Origin of the sequence: Geodermatophilus chilensis (genome assembly GCF_002802985.1) — a bacterium.
Lineage (GTDB): Bacteria > Actinomycetota > Actinomycetes > Mycobacteriales > Geodermatophilaceae > Geodermatophilus > Geodermatophilus chilensis.
This window is the reverse complement of sequence record NZ_NVPT01000140.1, coordinates 1-14,254: the sequence shown is the minus strand read 5'-3', so window position 1 is coordinate 14,254 and position 14,254 is coordinate 1. Positions and strand designations below refer to the sequence as shown.

Sequence of the window (14,254 nt, the reverse complement as noted above, 5' to 3'; positions counted from 1 at the left end):
CGGCCACCGGCCTTCGACGTGGAGTCCTACAAGCAGCGAAACACCGTCGAGCGCGCGATCAACAAGCTCAAGGACTTCCGGGCGGTCGCAATGCGCACCGACAAACGCGAGTTCGTCTTCCGCGGCACGATCGACGTCGCCTCGATCAAGATCTGGCTCCGCCACCCCGCCGACCACGATCTATGAGACACGCCCTAGTCCGGGTCGCAGGGCAACGGGATCCACCAGAACCACAGCTGCGCGCAGTCGTGCTGCACTGCGACGTCGGCCGTGGCAGCCCCGGGGACGAGCAGTACCGCTGCCGCACCCACCACCGCGACGACCGTGGCCCGAAGCACCCGCATGAGCCCCTCCACGCACGATCCGCCCGCGACGAGACCGACCCGTCTCGCCGGAAGGGACGCGATGCTGCCACCGAGGCTCCGCGGCTTGCCATAGGGTCCTTCGCCCCTGTGCGCCGCGTCGGGCCACCGCCCGTGTCCCTCACGGGCCGCTCGCGCTCCGGGACGGGCCGTGCAGGAGCACCCCGGCCACGTCGTGCGCAGCGCCGCCACGTGCCCATCGGCGGAGCCACTGCCGGCCTTGTTCGCGGGTTGCCGGTGCTGCAGGACCGGCAACCCGCGAGGAACGCCGGCAACGGTCGGTCAGGCGTCGACGTAGCGGTCGCGCTCGACGACGAACTGGCCCGTGGCGGTGCTGGCGTCGACGAACTCCGGCAGCAGCGGGACGCGCACCGTCACGGTCACGCAGACGGAGAACTCCTCCCCGCGCGTCAGGGTCGGCGCGTAACCGCCCGCGGCGTCGCAGCCGGCGCCGGCCGGGGCGTAGGCCACGCGGACGTCGGTGGCCTCGACCGACTGGTCGGCCACCGCCAGCCGGGCCGCCGCCTCGGCCCGGGTCGCACCGGTGACCGGGTCCGGCGCGGTGCCCATCGCCCGCCCGGCCTCGCGCGCGGCCGCGGTCGAGGCGAACACCCCGCGCTGCACCGCCGAGAACCCGGCCACGACGTACACCAGCGGCAGGAACACGACGATCGCGATGAAGGTGAACTCGACCAGCGCCGAACCCCGCTCACCGGCGACCATCCCCAGCCGGGCCCGCAGCCACCTCACGCGCCCTCCTCGACTGCCCGGCCGGTGACCTCGACCGGCAGCAGCGAGCCCAGCCCGGCCAGCAGCGTCGGCACCGCGCCGGAACAGCGGACCACCACCAGCGTCAGCCCGCTGGCGTCGACCTCCTCCGCCGAGCTGCACACCAGCCCGTCAGCGGTCTGCCGCGAGGTCGCCCGCGCCACGACCGCCACCGTGCGGTCGGCACCGGCGGACGACGGCACGTCGGCGTTGGCCGCGAACCGGGCGCCCTCCTGCGCGCTCGCCGCCACCACGTTGCGCACGTGCACGTACACCGCGACCTGCAGCACCGCCAGCAGCAGCACCACGACCAGCACCGACACGAAGATGAACTCGACGACCGCGGCACCCCGCTCGCCGTCGTCCTCCCGGTCCCCGAACGGCCCCTCTGCAGGGGCCCGTCGCGAGCCTGCGAGTGGCGGGGGGCAGAGGGGTCCTTTCTCAGCCACCGGTCGTGACGGACGCCAGGGCGTTGGTGACCGCGGCGACGATCGCCTCGCGGAACGGGATGAGGATGGCGAGCACGAGCGCCGCCGTCATCACCGTGATCATGACCCAGCCGGGCACGTCACCCCGCTCGGCGTCGTCCCCGCGCAGGCGGTCGGCGAGTGCGGCCAGCGCCGCGAGGACCCCCGTGAACAACGGCATGCTGCGTCCTTCCTGTCGTGTCCGCGGGCTCATCGCGCCAGCGAGACGATGCTGATCAAGCCGGGATAGAGCGCGAAGAGGACGGTCACCGGCAGCACCAGGAAGACGACCGGCACCATCATCGCGATCTCCTTGCGTCCGCCGGCCTCGAGCAGCCGGCGCTTGCCGGCCTCCCGGACGTCGGCTGCCTGCGCACGCAGCACCTCGGCGAGCGGGGTGCCGCGCTCCAGCGCCACGAGCAGTCCGTCGACGAAGCGGGCCAGCGGGTCCAGCGAGGTGCGGTCGGCGACCTGCTGGAGCGCGCCGGCCAGCGGCACACCCGCCCGGGCCCGGCCGAGCGCCGCGCCCAGCTCGCGGGCGAGCTCGCCGCCCGACAGCCGGGTCACCCGCGCGATCGCCGCGGTCGGGCTCTCCCCCGCCGTGACCGCCAGGGCGAGCAGCTCGGCGACCACGGGGAACTCCGCGAGCAGCAGCTCCTCACGCCGGTGCACCTGCTGAGTCAGCCACCAGTCGCGGCCGAGGACGCCGCCGACCAGTCCGGCCACGCACAGCAACGCCACCGACAGCACGTTGACGTCCCCGGCCAGCAGCGAGCCGGCCGCCGCCAGCAGGGCCGCGCCGAGCAGCCCGAGGCCGCCCCACACCACCTGCTCGACGCGGAAGTCCTCGACGCCGGCGTCGCTGCCCAGCGCGTCGAGCCGCCGGCGCACGGCCGTCCGGCCGCCGAGGACCCGGTCGACGAAGCGGGCGCCGTCGGCGACCACGGGGCCGAACAGCCGCCGGACGGCGGTGAGCAGCCCGGCCTCGGTCGCGGTGCCCAGCAGCCGGGACGGCGGCGGGGTGTCGTGCACGTAGGGCGCCAGCCGGTCGACCAGGCGCACCGAGCGGAACGGCGGCGCGAAGTTGACCACGAGCAGCACCCCGGCCGCCGCGGCCAGCCCGAGCAGCATCCCCGCCAGAGCGGCGCTCACGAGTCCTCCTCGCTGGCGCTCGTCGGCCGCGTTCGCGGAGCTGCTGTGCTCATCGGTGAGCTCGCGAGCTCGCTCACTGGAGCACCCGCACGTCCTGCGGCAGCCGGCCGATCCGCAGCATCAGCCGGTAGGAGGCCAGGCAGACCGCGGCGCCGCCGAGCAGGATCGCCGTCCCCAGGGCCGAGTCGTAGGCCTCCAGCGTCGCCGACTGGGTGGCCAGCAGGAGCAGCACCACCCACGGCGCGGCGACGGCCAGCCGGGCGGCCTGCACGACCCAGCCCTGCCGGGTCTCCAGCTCCGCGCGGGCGCGGGCGTCCTCGCGCAGGAACGAGGCGAGGGTGCGCAGCACGCGGCCGAGGTCGCTGCCGCCGACCTCACGGGCCACCCGCAGCGTCTCGACGATGCGGTCGCCCACCGGGTCGGCCAGGTCGTCCTTGAGCCGGTCGAGGCAGTCGCCGAAGCGGCCGCTGGAGCGGTACTCGGCGGCGAACCGGGCGAAGGGCGGGCGCAGCACCTCCGGTCCGCGGGTGGCCAGCGCCGAGAGCGCCTCGGGCAGCGAGAGCCCGGCCCGCACGGCGGAGGCCAGGTTGTCGACGACCTCCGGCCACACCTCGCGCAGGTCGGCCCGCCGCTTGACCGCGAGCCGGCGCACCTGGACGACGGGCAGTGCCGCGGCGAAGGCGCCGAAGAGCAGGCTCACCGTGACCGTGCCGGTGGTGAGCAGGACGACGACCGCGGCCAGCAGACCGAGCCCGACCTGCAGGGCGGTGAGCTGGGCGGCGTTGATGCCGGTCAGGCCTGCCGCCGCCAGGTGCTGCTGCCGCCGCGACGGCGCGCGGGAACGCTCGCGACGCTGCGGGGCGCGCGGGCCGCTGCGCCACACGAGCAGCAGGCCGACGCCGAGCAGCAGCCCGAGCAGCGCGCCGGTCACCCCCGCCACCGGGCGTCGTCGAGCAGGGCGGGCAGGTCGAAGCCGTGCGCGGCGAAGCGCTCCGGGTGCGGCGGGTAGCCGGTGCCGCGCACCAGCCGGCCGTCGCGGGTGGTGAAGACGTCGGCCAGCTCGATGACGCCGTCCTCGGACCGGCCCGGCACGGCGACGACCTCGCGCACGCGGCGCCGTCCGTCGGGGTCGCTGCCGACGTGCACGACCAGGTCGACGCTGGCCGCCACCGTGGGGACGACGAACGCGTGGCCGATGTTCTCGCCGGCCAGCAGCGGCAGCGTGCACATCTTCGTGACCGCCTCGCGGGCGCTGTTGGCGTGCAGCGTGCACATGCCCGGCAGCCCGGAGTTCAGCGCGATGAGCAGGTCGAGGCACTCCTCCTGCCGCACCTCGCCGACGACGATGCGGGAGGGCCGCATCCGCAGCGCCTCCTTGACCAGCCGGCGCAGCGGGATCTCCCCGGCGCCCTCGAGGTTGGGCTGGCGGGTCTGCATCGCCACCACGTCGGGAAGGGGCACGCGGAGCTCGAAGACCTCCTCGCAGGTAATGACGCGCTCGCGTGCTGGGATGGCGGCGCACAGGCAGTTGAGCAGCGTGGTCTTCCCCGCCTGCGTGCCACCGGCGACCAGCACGTTGAGTCCGGAGACCACCGCCGCCTCGAGGAACCGGGCGGCCTGCGGGGTGAGCGTGCCCAGGGCGACCAGCTCGTCGAGGGAGTGCGCCTGCAGCACGAACTTGCGGATGTTGACCGCCATGTGGCGCCGGGTGATGTCCGGGATGACCACGTGCAGCCGCGACCCGTCGGGCATCATCGCGTCGACGAAGGGCGTCGACATGTCGATCCGGCGGCCCGAGGTGCGCAGCATCCGCTCGACCAGGTCGGCCAGCTCACCGGGCGCCAGGATCGTCGTCGTCAGCTCCGACCGGCCCCGCCGGGCGACGAACACCCGGCCCGGCTCGTTGACCCAGATCTCCTCGACCTCGGGGTCGTCCAGCCACCGCTGCAGCGGCCCGAACCCGGCCACCCGGTCCAGCACGTCGCGGACCACCGACTCGGCATCACCGATCGGCGGCAGCGCCGAGGTCAGCGACCGCTCGGAGTAGTCGGCCACCACGTCGCGCACCAGCAGGCGGACCGGACCGGGATCGGTGAACGGGTCCAGCCCACGCCGGCGGATCAGCTCGCGCACCTCGCCGTCGACGACCTCCAGTGCATTGGTCGCAGTCGGCACGGCACCCCCGTCGTCGAGCCTGGTCAGGACGACGACGGACAGTAGGAGAACGCAGCGATCCGCGGGCGCCGGTCGCCACGATCTGTGGACGACGGCCCCGACCGTCCCACCCGGTCGGGTGTCACCCGGTGCCGACACCGGCCACGCGACAGGTGGGGGTCCCGATGCTCGGCCCCTGCCCCGCATGGTGGGCAGCGGCCGAGGACGCGCGGACCCTCCACCCGGCCGTCGGCCGCGGCCGACCTGCTCGAGCTCAGCTCTCCAGCTGTGCGGCGGCGACGGATGCGCCGATCCGCTACGAGTACTCCGCCTTGCACACCCGCTGGGTGGTGGTCTCCAGCCACCCGGGTAGGGGCTCGGGCTCCCTGGGGTCCGCGAGCGTCACCGCTCAAGTCTCGGACGGCTCCAGGCACAGAGAAGCAGCGATCGCGTCGAAGAGCACGACGAGCTCCTCCGCCACCGGCTCGGTGACGGTGCTGCAGGCGAGCAGCAGCGCCGCCTCGCCGGATTCCGAGACCACCAGGGCGGTGTGCAGGCCGGCCATGACCAGGCCGATGCCGACGCCCGCCGCGATCAACCAGACGGGCGCGCTGGCGACGAGGACGACGACCAGCGTGATCGCCGCCAGGACCATCGCCACGTACCCGAGGATGTCGACGACCGCCTTGAGGATCCCGGCGACCGACCGGACGCTGCCCTTGGCGTTGTCCCACCAGCTGTCGGCCCCGTGCTCGGCGGCCGAGCGGATCCGCTCGGCGACGCGGCCGGCGGCGGTGTCCAGGTCGCACAGCGCGCCGTCCAGCCGGCCCTGCGCCTGCCGCTTGCGGGCCGCGGCGTCGGCGCGGGCCTGCTGCCAGCGCTGGTGCGCGGCGATCTCCGCCGGCGTGGGCTCGGCGATGCCGGCGTAGGGGTCGGTGCTGTGCCGCCGCATCTCGTCGTCCGCGGCCTCGGCCTCGCGCAGCGCGCCGGCCGACTCGTCGCGCGCGCGGCGCAGCGGCGCGACCCAGTCGCGCACCGCCGCGGCCAGGTCCCGGTACCGGCGCTCGGCCTTGCCGAGGTCGTCGGCGAGGTCGTCGGCGCTCTCCGCGAACTTCTCGGCGGCGTCGCCGGTCCAGCCGTCGAGGTCCGACAGTCGCCGCAGCCGGCCGGCCAGCCGCTCGACGTCGTCCGCGGCCTCCTCGTAGCCCCGGGCCAGCCGGTCGACGTGGTCGGGGTCCCCCGGGACCGGGTCGCGGTCGTGGCAGAGCAGGTGCCACTCCCCCGGGCGGGCGCTCACGAGCCCCCCTCGAGGATCCCGCGGACCTCGGCCGCGAGCTGCTCGTCGACGTCCCGGAAGGTCTCGGCGCTGGCCGTGGCCATCTCCCCGACCTCGCGCAGCGACCGGGTGAGCAGCTCGCGGCGGTCGTCCCAGCTGCCGGCGAAGTGCTGCAGCGCGTCTGCCACGCGACGGTGGCCGACGTCCTCGCGGTCCCACCGGGTGTCCGGGCCGGTCCCGTCCATGACGTCGGCCAGGCTCCCGAGCTCGCTGCCCAGCCCGGTGAGCAGCTGCAGGCTGTACTGCAGGTCCCCCATCGCGGCGTCGTCCCCCTCGTCGGTCGTGCCCGTGACTCTATCGGCAGGTCCGGCGACACTCAGTGAGCACGAGGGGTCAGGGCCGGGGTTCCACCCGGTCGAGGGGCCGACGGGGCCCGGCGACGGCTCAGGCCCGGCGGACCGAGAGGTGCGGGGGCTGCGCCAGGGTCTGGGCGACCACGCAGTACCGCTCGGTGAGCTGGCCGAGCTTGGCGAGGGTGGCGTCGTCGGCGTCGGTGTCGAGCTCGGCGTCCACGGCGATCGCGCCCATGCCGACCGGGGCCTCCTTGGAGACGCCGAGCGTCCCGCGGGCGTCCATCTCGCCACGCGCCGTCAGCCGGGCCGAGCGGATCTCGATCCCCATCGCCGTCGCCACGCTGCGCATCGTCACGCCCGCGCAGGCCAGCAACGCCTGCAGCAGCATGTCGCCGGAGCAGGCGTCGCCGCCGTCACCACCGGTCGAGGTGTGCAGGCCGGCGCGGGCCGGGCCGGCCCAGGTCTGCACGGTGCAGGTGACGCCGGGATCGGTGAAGGCGGCCTCGGCGTGCATGCTCGCGCAGGCCGACGCCGGGTCGTCTCGGTATTGCTGCTTGAGCGGTGCCTGCAGGTCCCGCAGCACTGCGGCGTCCATCCCGGGCCTCCCGTGTCGTCGAGACCCCCATGCTCTCGGCCGGACACGGCCCCCGCCAGGTGGGAGGACGGCTCGGTCGTCGGCGGCCTCGTCGCGGCGCTCACCCTCCTCCTTGCCGTCTCCCGCACGACGGTCGAGGGTGGAGTGGTCACCGGGGGATGGTCCGCAGCGGAGGGGCTCGGCATGGGTGGCACGACCGGCAGCGCGCGCACGCGGACGGCGGTGACCGGCGGGGAGCGCAGCTTCCTCCCCGGGACGCGGCACCGGTGGCTGCTGCCCCTCTACGACCCGTTCACCCGGCTGGCCGGCGTGGAGCCCATCCATCGGCGACTGCTCGACCAGGCCGGCCTCCGGCCCGGCCGGCGCGTCCTGGAGATCGGCTGCGGCACCGGCAACCTGCTGCTCGCGGCCAAGCGGGCCCAGCCCGCGGCGGTCGTCGTCGGACTCGACCCCGACCTCGCCGCGCTCGCCCGCGCCGACCGGAAGGCCCACCGCCGTGGGCTGGCCGTCCAGCTCGACCGCGGCTACGCCGACGAACTGCCCTACGCCGACGACAGCGTGGACGTCGTCCTCTCGTCGTTCATGCTCCACCACGTGCCGGCCGGCGAGCGGGAGCCGGCGATGCGCGAGGTGCTCCGCGTGCTGCGGCCCGGTGGCGCTCTGCACCTGGTGGACGTCGGCGGGTCCGGCGACCGGGGTCACCGGCACCGGTTCACCCGGGAGCACGCCGTGGACGACGTCCCGGACCTGCTCCGTCGGGCCGGCTTCGCCGAGGTCGTGGAGACCGGCTCCGACGTCCACCGCTGGGTCGGCCGGTACACCTCCTACCGCGCGACCGCCTGACCCCGCCGGGGAGCACCGCACTCAGCGGCCGGCCAGCTCCACGACCGCGTCGACCAGCGCGCCGCCGTCCAGCAGCACGCGGTCGTTGTGGTCGGCGCCGGGGACCTCCACGAGCCGGTGCAGGTCGGCCGCCGCCGCGGCGACGGCGCGGCTCTGCGCCGGCGGGACGATCGAGTCGGCGTCCCCGAGCACCACCGTGGTCGGCACCCGGATCGTCGCGATCCGCTCCGCCACCGGATAGCGGTCGCGCAGCAGCGCACGGACCGGCAGGAACGGGTAGTGCTCCGCGCCGACGGCGGCGAGGTCGACGAACGGCGACCGCAGCACCAGCCCGGCCGGCGGGTGCTCGGTCGCGAGCTCGGTGACGACGGCGGCGCCCAGGCTCTCGCCGAGGTAGACCAGCCGGTCCGGCGACGCCCCGGCCTCCTCCAGCAGGTGGGCGCGGGCGGCGCGCACGTCCCGCGCCAGCCCCTCCTCGCTGGGAGTGCCGGGGTTGCCGCCGTAGCCGCGGTAGTCGAACAGCAGCACGGCCAGCCCCCGCCCGGCCAGTGCCGCGGCCAGCGGCGCCCGCAGGCCGCGGTGCCCGCCGTTGCCGTTGGCCACCAGCACGGCGGGTGCCTCCGCGTCGCGGCCGGGCCGGTACCAGGCCCCCAGCCGCAGCCCGTCGGAGGTCTCCAGGACGACGTCCCGGGCACCGGGCAGCACCGTGGCCGCCGCGGGCACCGGGCCGTCGTCGGGCAGGTAGACGAGACGCCGCTGCAGCCCCCACAGCAGACCGGTCAGCACGACGAGGACGACGGCGACGACCACCGCCGCGCGGGCCAGGCGCCGGACCGGGCCCCGTGCCGCCATCTCACCTCCGGCCGGGCAGCACCGCCTGGACCAGGTGCGGCCCGGGCTCGGTCAGCGCCGCCCGCAGCTGCGCGGCGAGCTCCTCGGCGGTCGTGGCCCGGGTCGCCGTCACGCCCATGCCGGTGGCCAGCGCGACGAAGTCCAGGGACGGGGTGCCCAGGTGCAGCAGCTCGCCGGCGCGCTTGCCGTCCTCGGCCGCACCCACCCGGGACAGCTCGTGCTGGAGGATCGCGTAGGAGCCGTTGTCGTACACGACGACGGTGACGTCGAGCTGCTCGCGGGCCATCGTCCACAGCGACTGGATCGTGTACATCGCGCTGCCGTCGGCCTGCAGGGCGAGCACCGGCCGGTCCGGGCAGGCCACCGCCGCGCCCACGGCCATGGGCAGCCCGTCGCCGATGGCGCCGCCGGTCAGCGCCAGCCAGTCGTGCCGCGGCGCCCCGGCGGTGAGCTCCGCCAGCCCGACGCCGGAGGTCAGCGCCTCGTCGACGACGATCGCCCGCTCCGGCAGCAGCGCCCCGACGACCGCCGACACCGCCCGCGGCGTCAGCTCGCCGGTCGGCAGCTCGGGCCGGGACGCCTCCAGCACCTCCGCGCGCGCCTCCGGTGCCGTGACCTCGGCCAGCGCCCGCACCGCCGCGGCGCCGTCCTCACCGAGCGCGGACAGCACGTGCACCCTGCAGTCCTCGGGCACCGGTGTGCCCGGGACGCCCGGGTAGCCGAAGAAGTGCACCGGCGACGCGGCCCCGGCCAGCACCAGGTGGCGGGTGCCGGCCAGCGCGGCGATCGCCATCTCCGGCGGGTAGGGCAGCTTGGGGAGGTCGGGCAGGCCGGCACCGCGCACCGTCCGCGCGGAGAACGTCTCGGCCAGCAGCCGCGCGCCGGTGCCCGCGGCGACCTGCCCGGCGGCCAGCAGCGCCTCCTCACTGGCGACGACGTCCCCGCCCAGGAACAGCACGGTCGGCTCGCCGGAGCGCAGCACCGCGGCGACGTCGTCCACCACGGACGGCGCCACCTGCGGAGCCGGGCGCACCGGCTGCGGCTGCGCCGGCTCGGCGCCGTCCTCCCAGGACACGTCGGCGGGCAGCACCTGCGTGGCGATGCCGCGCCGCGCGGACTCCGCGACCGCCTCGGCGGCGTCGGCAGCGACGTCGGCCGGCGACAGCGACCGGCGCAGCCAGCCCGACACCGCACCGGCCAGGGCGTCGAGGTCGGACTCCAGCGGCGCGTCCAGCCGCTTGTGCGAGCGGGCGTGGTCGCCGACCACGTTCACCACCGGCGCGCGGCCGCGGCGGGCGTTGTGCAGGTTGGCCAGTCCGTTGGCCAGCCCCGGGCCCAGGTGCAGCAGCGTGGCCGCCGGCTTCCCGGCCATCCGCGCGTAGCCGTCGGCGGCGCCGGTGGCGACGCCCTCGAACAGCGTCAGCACGCCGCGCATCTCGGGGACGTCGTCGAGCGCCGCGACGAAGTGCATCTCCGACGTGCCGGGGTTGGCGAAGCAGACGTCGACCCCGGCGGCGACCAGCGTGCGGATGAGTGCCTGTGCACCGTTCACCGGGCGGCGTGCACCTCGTTCACCTCGTAGTGCGTCATGGTCGCGCCGCCGGTGGCGAATTCGGCGACGTCGCCGGCCGCCGCCTTCCCCTCCTCGGAGGCGAACGCCGCACCCATCGCCTGCTCGGACTCGAAGTCCAGCTCCGCCACCAGGTACGGCGCGGGCTGCGACGGGTCCAGGGCCTGCGGGGACCCGGTGGTCAGCCGGACCAGGCCGGGCATCTTCGTGGCCAGCGGGGTGTGCGTGTCGCGGTAGTACGCGTCGAACGCCGCCGGGTCCTCGGGCTGTCCGTAGCTGACGACGAGTCTGTGCACCATCTGCCGCTCCTCCGCACCAGGCCGGGCTCCGCTGCCCGGGACCGCCCTCACCCTGTCAGGACAGGTCGACCTCCCGCCACCGCGGGCCACGACCTCAGAAGGTGAGCACCAGCCGCCCGCGGACGCCGCCGCGCGCCAGCCGCCGGTGCGCCTCGGCGGCCTGCTCGGCGGGCAGCACGTCGGCCACGCGGAGGGTCAGCACGCCGTCCTCGGCCTGCTGGCGCAGTCGGTCGAGCGCCGCCCGGTCCTCCGCCACCCGCCGCACGAGGGTCGGGTGCACCCGGACCCGGCCCGAGCCGTCGCCCCGGTAGCCGCGCACGGTCGCCACCGCGCCGCCGTCGCGCACCGCGGGCAGCACCAGCGCGTCCTGCACCGCGCCGTCGGCCAGCCCGTCGACGCCGTCGGGGAACGCGGCGCGGATCCGGTCGGCGACGTCGTCCCCCCGGCGGACGACGACGTCGGCACCCAGGTGGCGGACCAGCTGCGCGTCGGCCTCCGACGCGTCGGCGACGATGGTCAGTCCGTCCGCCTTCCCCAGCTGGACGACGTAGCCGCCGAACGCCCCGGCCGCGCCGGTCACCGCCAGCACCTGGCCCGGCTGCAGGCCCATGAGGTCGAGCGCCAGCCGCGCGGTGAGCCCGTTCATCGGCAGGGTCGCGGCCTCGGCGTCGGTGCTGCCGGCCGGCGAGCGGGTCACCGAGGCGGCCGACAGCACCAGGTCCTCGCGGTAGGCGCCGTGCGCCCCCGAGGGGACGACGACCGCCATCACCCGGTCGCCCACCCGCAGGTCGGTGTCGGTGTCCGGGCCGATCTCGGCGAGCACCCCGGCGGCGTCCATCCCGGGCACGTAGGGGAACTCCTGCACCGGGTCGCGCCCGGCGTAGGCGCCCTCGCGCAGGTGGGTGTCGGTCGGGCTGACCGCCGCCGCGGTCACCCGCACCCGCACCTGCCCGGGGCCCAGCGGCTCCGGCGGGACGTCGACGACGTGCAGGGCCTCCGGCCCACCGAACGCGGTCACCCCGACGGCTCTCATGGCCGGCAGCCTTGCCGACACCGGCCGGCACTGTTCCCGCGGGGTCCGCCGGCGTGTCGGGAATGGCGGGCGCGCCCCGATCGCTGAACAGCTGAGCACCGCACGCCCGACCCCCAGCCGAGAGGCCGCGCGCATGCCCACGCTGCTGCAGACCCGCCCCATCTCCCCGGACCCGGCCCCGCGCCGCAGTCGCCGCGGGCGCGCCACGCTCGTCGCCGCGGGGATCGGCCTCGCCCTGCTCGTGCCCGCCGGCTTCCAGGTGGCCGACTGGCTGCCCGACCGGCCCCTCGGTCAGGACGTCGTCGACACCAGCACTCCCCCGCTGCTGCTGGCGCTCGAGGACCTGTCCGAGTACCACGCCGCGACCGGCACCTTCCAGGTCGTCGTCGAGCGCGAGGTGGACACCCGGTACGTGCCCTCGGTGATCAGCGGCGAGTCGGCCAGCTTCCTGGCCACCGGCAGCGCCGACGCCTACGTGGACCTCAACGGCCTGGACGCCGGGCGGGTCACCCTCTCCCCCGACGGGACGTCGGCGACGATCGCGCTGCCCGCCCCGCGGGTGGGCGAGGTGCGCATCGACCCGGCGGAGAGCCGCGTGCTCGACCGCGACCGCGGGCTGGTCGAGCGGGTCGGCGACGCGCTCGGCGACAACCCGGTCGACGACAGCGAGCTGTACGCGCTGGCCGAGGACCGACTGGCCGCCGCGGCCGCGCAGAGCGACCTGCGTCAGCGCGCCGAGGCCAACACCCGCGACATGCTGACCGGCCTCGCGCGCTCGCTCGGCGTCCAGCAGGTCGAGGTCACCTTCGACGAGCCGGCCGACGACGAGAGCTGACCTCCTCCCTCGCATGCTCCGCCCCTGCCCCACATGGTGGGCAGGGGCGGAGCATGCGGCGGACACACCGGTCCCCGGCCCCTCGCGACGAGGGGACGGGGACCGGTGTGCATCCGGGCGCACGTCAGCGCTTGAGCGCGTACTCCTTGAGCAGGCCCCGGCTGATGATCGTCTTCTGGATCTCGCTGGTGCCCTCGCCGATGAGCAGGAACGGCGCCTCGCGCATGAGCCGCTCGATCTCGTACTCCTTGGAGTAGCCGTAGCCGCCGTGGATGCGGAAGGACTGCGTGGTCACCTCCGCGCAGTACTCGCTGGCCAGCAGCTTGGCCATGCCGGCCTCGACGTCGTTGCGCTTGCCGGCGTCCTTGAGCCGGGCGGCCTTGACCATCAGCGCGTGGGCGGCCTCGACCTTGGTCGCCATCTCGGCGAGCTGGAAGGCGATCGCCTGGTGCTGGGCGATCGGCTTGCCGAAGGTCTCCCGCTGCTGGGCGTAGGCGATGGCCAGCTCGAAGGCGCGGATCGAGATGCCGCACGCGCGCGCGGCGACGTTGACCCGGCCGACCTCGACGCCGTCCATCATCTGGGCGAAGCCCCGGCCGGGCGTGCCGCCGAGGATGGCGTCGGCGCCGATCCGGAAGCCGTCGAACACCAGCTCGGTGGTGTCGACGCCCTTGTAGCCCATCTTGTCGATCTTCCCGGGGATGGTGAGCCCGGGGACGACCTCGCCGAAGCCGGCCGGCTTCTCGACCAGGAAGGTCGTCAGGTTCTGGTGCGCCTTCTCCGCGCCCTCGTCGGTGCGCACCAGCGCGGCGACCAGGGTGGAGCTGCCGCCGTTGGTCAGCCACATCTTCTGGCCGTCGATGACGTATCCGTCGCCATCGCGCCGGGCCCTGGTGCGGATGCCGGCGACGTCGGAGCCCAGGCCCGGCTCGGACATCGAGAACGCGCCGCGCACCTCGCCGGTCGCCATGCGCGGGAGGAGGTGCTCCTTCTGCTCCTGCGTGCCGTGCTGCAGGACCATGTAGGCGACGATGAAGTGGGTGTTGATGACGCCGGAGACGCTCATCCAGCCGCGGGCGATCTCCTCGACCACCAGCGCGTAGGTCAGCAGCGACTCCCCGAGGCCGCCGTACTCCTCGGGGATCATCAGCCCGAAGATGCCGAGCTCCTTGAGCCCGTCGACGATCTCCTGCGGGTACTCGTCGGCGTGCTCCAACTGCTGGGCGTGCGGGATGATCTCCTTGTCGACGAAGGTCCTGACCGTCGACAGGATCTCCTGCTGGATGTCGGTCAGGTCGGCGGTCTGCGCCAGGCGGGTCATCGCGTCGCTCCTCCGTGGACTCCGGTGTCCGGGTTACCGGTGAGTATGGGACAGGTGCCGGACGACGCCCGTGTGTGCCTGCTCACTCTCCGGGGCCCGGCGCGTCTAGCGTGCCCCCCAGCCACCCTCGACCGCGGAGGACGACGATGACGCAGGACGACGCCCGCCGCGGCGCCCCCGACCCCTCGCCGTCCCCCTGGCCCGTATACACATCCGACGCTGCCGACCACGCCCCACGTCCGCACCCCCGTGGCGGCCGCATGATGAACTAGTCACGCCACCTCTTCCTCACCACATCGTCGTATCCCACCACTACCGGTCACTAACCTCTACATCGTCCTCACAGCGCTGACCACCTCGAACTCGCTTCCACC

17 protein-coding genes and 1 pseudogene are annotated in these 14,254 nt (G+C 75.0%); 3 read left to right on the top strand and 15 right to left on the bottom strand.

The window, feature by feature from the left end; genetic code table 11:
- Positions 1-186 (top strand): annotated as a pseudogene (locus tag CNO22_RS20270) (hypothetical protein); the annotation flags it as partial.
- A gap of 8 nt (positions 187-194) precedes the next feature.
- Here the strand turns inward: CNO22_RS20270 and CNO22_RS27875 are convergent.
- The 10 genes from CNO22_RS27875 to CNO22_RS20225 all read right to left on the bottom strand — a co-directional run bounded on the left by CNO22_RS27875 (position 195) and on the right by CNO22_RS20225 (position 7,127).
- A complete protein-coding gene (locus CNO22_RS27875) occupies positions 195-344 on the bottom strand; it encodes a hypothetical protein (protein ID WP_157937030.1) in 150 nt (49 codons plus the stop codon).
- Positions 345-644: 300 nt separating this feature from the next.
- Positions 645-1,112, bottom strand: a complete 468-nt coding sequence (locus CNO22_RS20265) for a hypothetical protein (protein ID WP_100501072.1) — start codon at positions 1,110-1,112, stop codon at positions 645-647.
- On the bottom strand, positions 1,109-1,579 hold the full coding sequence (locus CNO22_RS20260; protein WP_100501071.1) for a TadE/TadG family type IV pilus assembly protein: 471 nt from the start codon (positions 1,577-1,579) through the stop codon (positions 1,109-1,111). Before CNO22_RS20260 ends, CNO22_RS20265 begins: the two co-directional genes overlap by 4 nt.
- Positions 1,572-1,778: a hypothetical protein gene (locus tag CNO22_RS20255; RefSeq protein WP_100501070.1), complete on the bottom strand. Its 207-nt coding sequence runs from the start codon at positions 1,776-1,778 to the stop codon at positions 1,572-1,574. Before CNO22_RS20255 ends, CNO22_RS20260 begins: the two co-directional genes overlap by 8 nt.
- Before the next feature lie 29 nt (positions 1,779-1,807).
- Positions 1,808-2,749 carry a type II secretion system F family protein gene (locus tag CNO22_RS20250; RefSeq protein WP_100501069.1) on the bottom strand — a complete coding sequence of 314 codons (942 nt, stop codon included), beginning with the start codon at positions 2,747-2,749 and terminating at the stop codon, positions 1,808-1,810.
- 73 nt (positions 2,750-2,822) lie between these two features.
- Complete coding sequence (locus tag CNO22_RS20245; RefSeq protein WP_232807195.1) at positions 2,823-3,689, bottom strand: type II secretion system F family protein; 867 nt, start codon at positions 3,687-3,689, stop codon at positions 2,823-2,825.
- Positions 3,677-4,924 carry a CpaF family protein gene (locus CNO22_RS20240; protein WP_100501068.1) on the bottom strand — a complete coding sequence of 416 codons (1,248 nt, stop codon included), beginning with the start codon at positions 4,922-4,924 and terminating at the stop codon, positions 3,677-3,679. The genes CNO22_RS20245 and CNO22_RS20240 overlap by 13 nt, the downstream gene beginning before the upstream one ends.
- A 388-nt stretch (positions 4,925-5,312) precedes the next feature.
- Entirely contained in the window at positions 5,313-6,200 is an 888-nt protein-coding gene (locus CNO22_RS20235) for a WXG100 family type VII secretion target (RefSeq protein ID WP_100501067.1), read from the bottom strand.
- On the bottom strand, positions 6,197-6,496 hold the full coding sequence (locus CNO22_RS20230; RefSeq protein ID WP_100501066.1) for a hypothetical protein: 300 nt from the start codon (positions 6,494-6,496) through the stop codon (positions 6,197-6,199). The genes CNO22_RS20235 and CNO22_RS20230 overlap by 4 nt, the downstream gene beginning before the upstream one ends.
- Before the next feature lie 127 nt (positions 6,497-6,623).
- Complete coding sequence (locus CNO22_RS20225; RefSeq protein WP_100501065.1) at positions 6,624-7,127, bottom strand: OsmC family protein; 504 nt, start codon at positions 7,125-7,127, stop codon at positions 6,624-6,626.
- A 183-nt stretch (positions 7,128-7,310) separates the two neighbouring features.
- On the opposite strand from CNO22_RS20225, the gene CNO22_RS20220 reads away from it, so the two are divergent.
- Positions 7,311-7,970, top strand: a complete 660-nt coding sequence (locus CNO22_RS20220; RefSeq protein ID WP_100501064.1) for a class I SAM-dependent methyltransferase — start codon at positions 7,311-7,313, stop codon at positions 7,968-7,970.
- A 21-nt stretch (positions 7,971-7,991) separates the two neighbouring features.
- Here the strand turns inward: CNO22_RS20220 and CNO22_RS20215 are convergent, their stop codons facing one another.
- The 4 genes from CNO22_RS20215 to CNO22_RS20200 all read right to left on the bottom strand — a co-directional run bounded on the left by CNO22_RS20215 (position 7,992) and on the right by CNO22_RS20200 (position 11,724).
- Entirely contained in the window at positions 7,992-8,822 is an 831-nt protein-coding gene (locus CNO22_RS20215) for an alpha/beta hydrolase (RefSeq protein WP_100501063.1), read from the bottom strand.
- 1 nt (position 8,823) lies between these two features.
- Complete coding sequence (locus CNO22_RS20210) at positions 8,824-10,374, bottom strand: acetolactate synthase large subunit (protein WP_100501062.1); 1,551 nt, start codon at positions 10,372-10,374, stop codon at positions 8,824-8,826.
- Positions 10,371-10,691 (bottom strand): EthD family reductase, encoded by a 321-nt coding sequence (locus tag CNO22_RS20205; RefSeq protein ID WP_100501061.1) that lies wholly within the window; start codon positions 10,689-10,691, stop codon positions 10,371-10,373. The genes CNO22_RS20210 and CNO22_RS20205 overlap by 4 nt, the downstream gene beginning before the upstream one ends.
- Before the next feature lie 94 nt (positions 10,692-10,785).
- On the bottom strand, positions 10,786-11,724 hold the full coding sequence (locus tag CNO22_RS20200) for an NADP-dependent oxidoreductase (RefSeq protein ID WP_100501060.1): 939 nt from the start codon (positions 11,722-11,724) through the stop codon (positions 10,786-10,788).
- A 133-nt stretch (positions 11,725-11,857) separates the two neighbouring features.
- Between CNO22_RS20200 and CNO22_RS20195 the strand changes: the two genes are divergently transcribed.
- Entirely contained in the window at positions 11,858-12,559 is a 702-nt protein-coding gene (locus tag CNO22_RS20195) for a DUF4230 domain-containing protein (RefSeq protein ID WP_100501059.1), read from the top strand.
- A 124-nt stretch (positions 12,560-12,683) separates the two neighbouring features.
- Here CNO22_RS20195 and CNO22_RS20190 read toward each other — a convergent pair whose 3' ends face one another.
- On the bottom strand, positions 12,684-13,880 hold the full coding sequence (locus tag CNO22_RS20190) for an acyl-CoA dehydrogenase family protein (protein WP_100501058.1): 1,197 nt from the start codon (positions 13,878-13,880) through the stop codon (positions 12,684-12,686).
- Positions 13,881-14,254 lie beyond the last annotated feature (374 nt).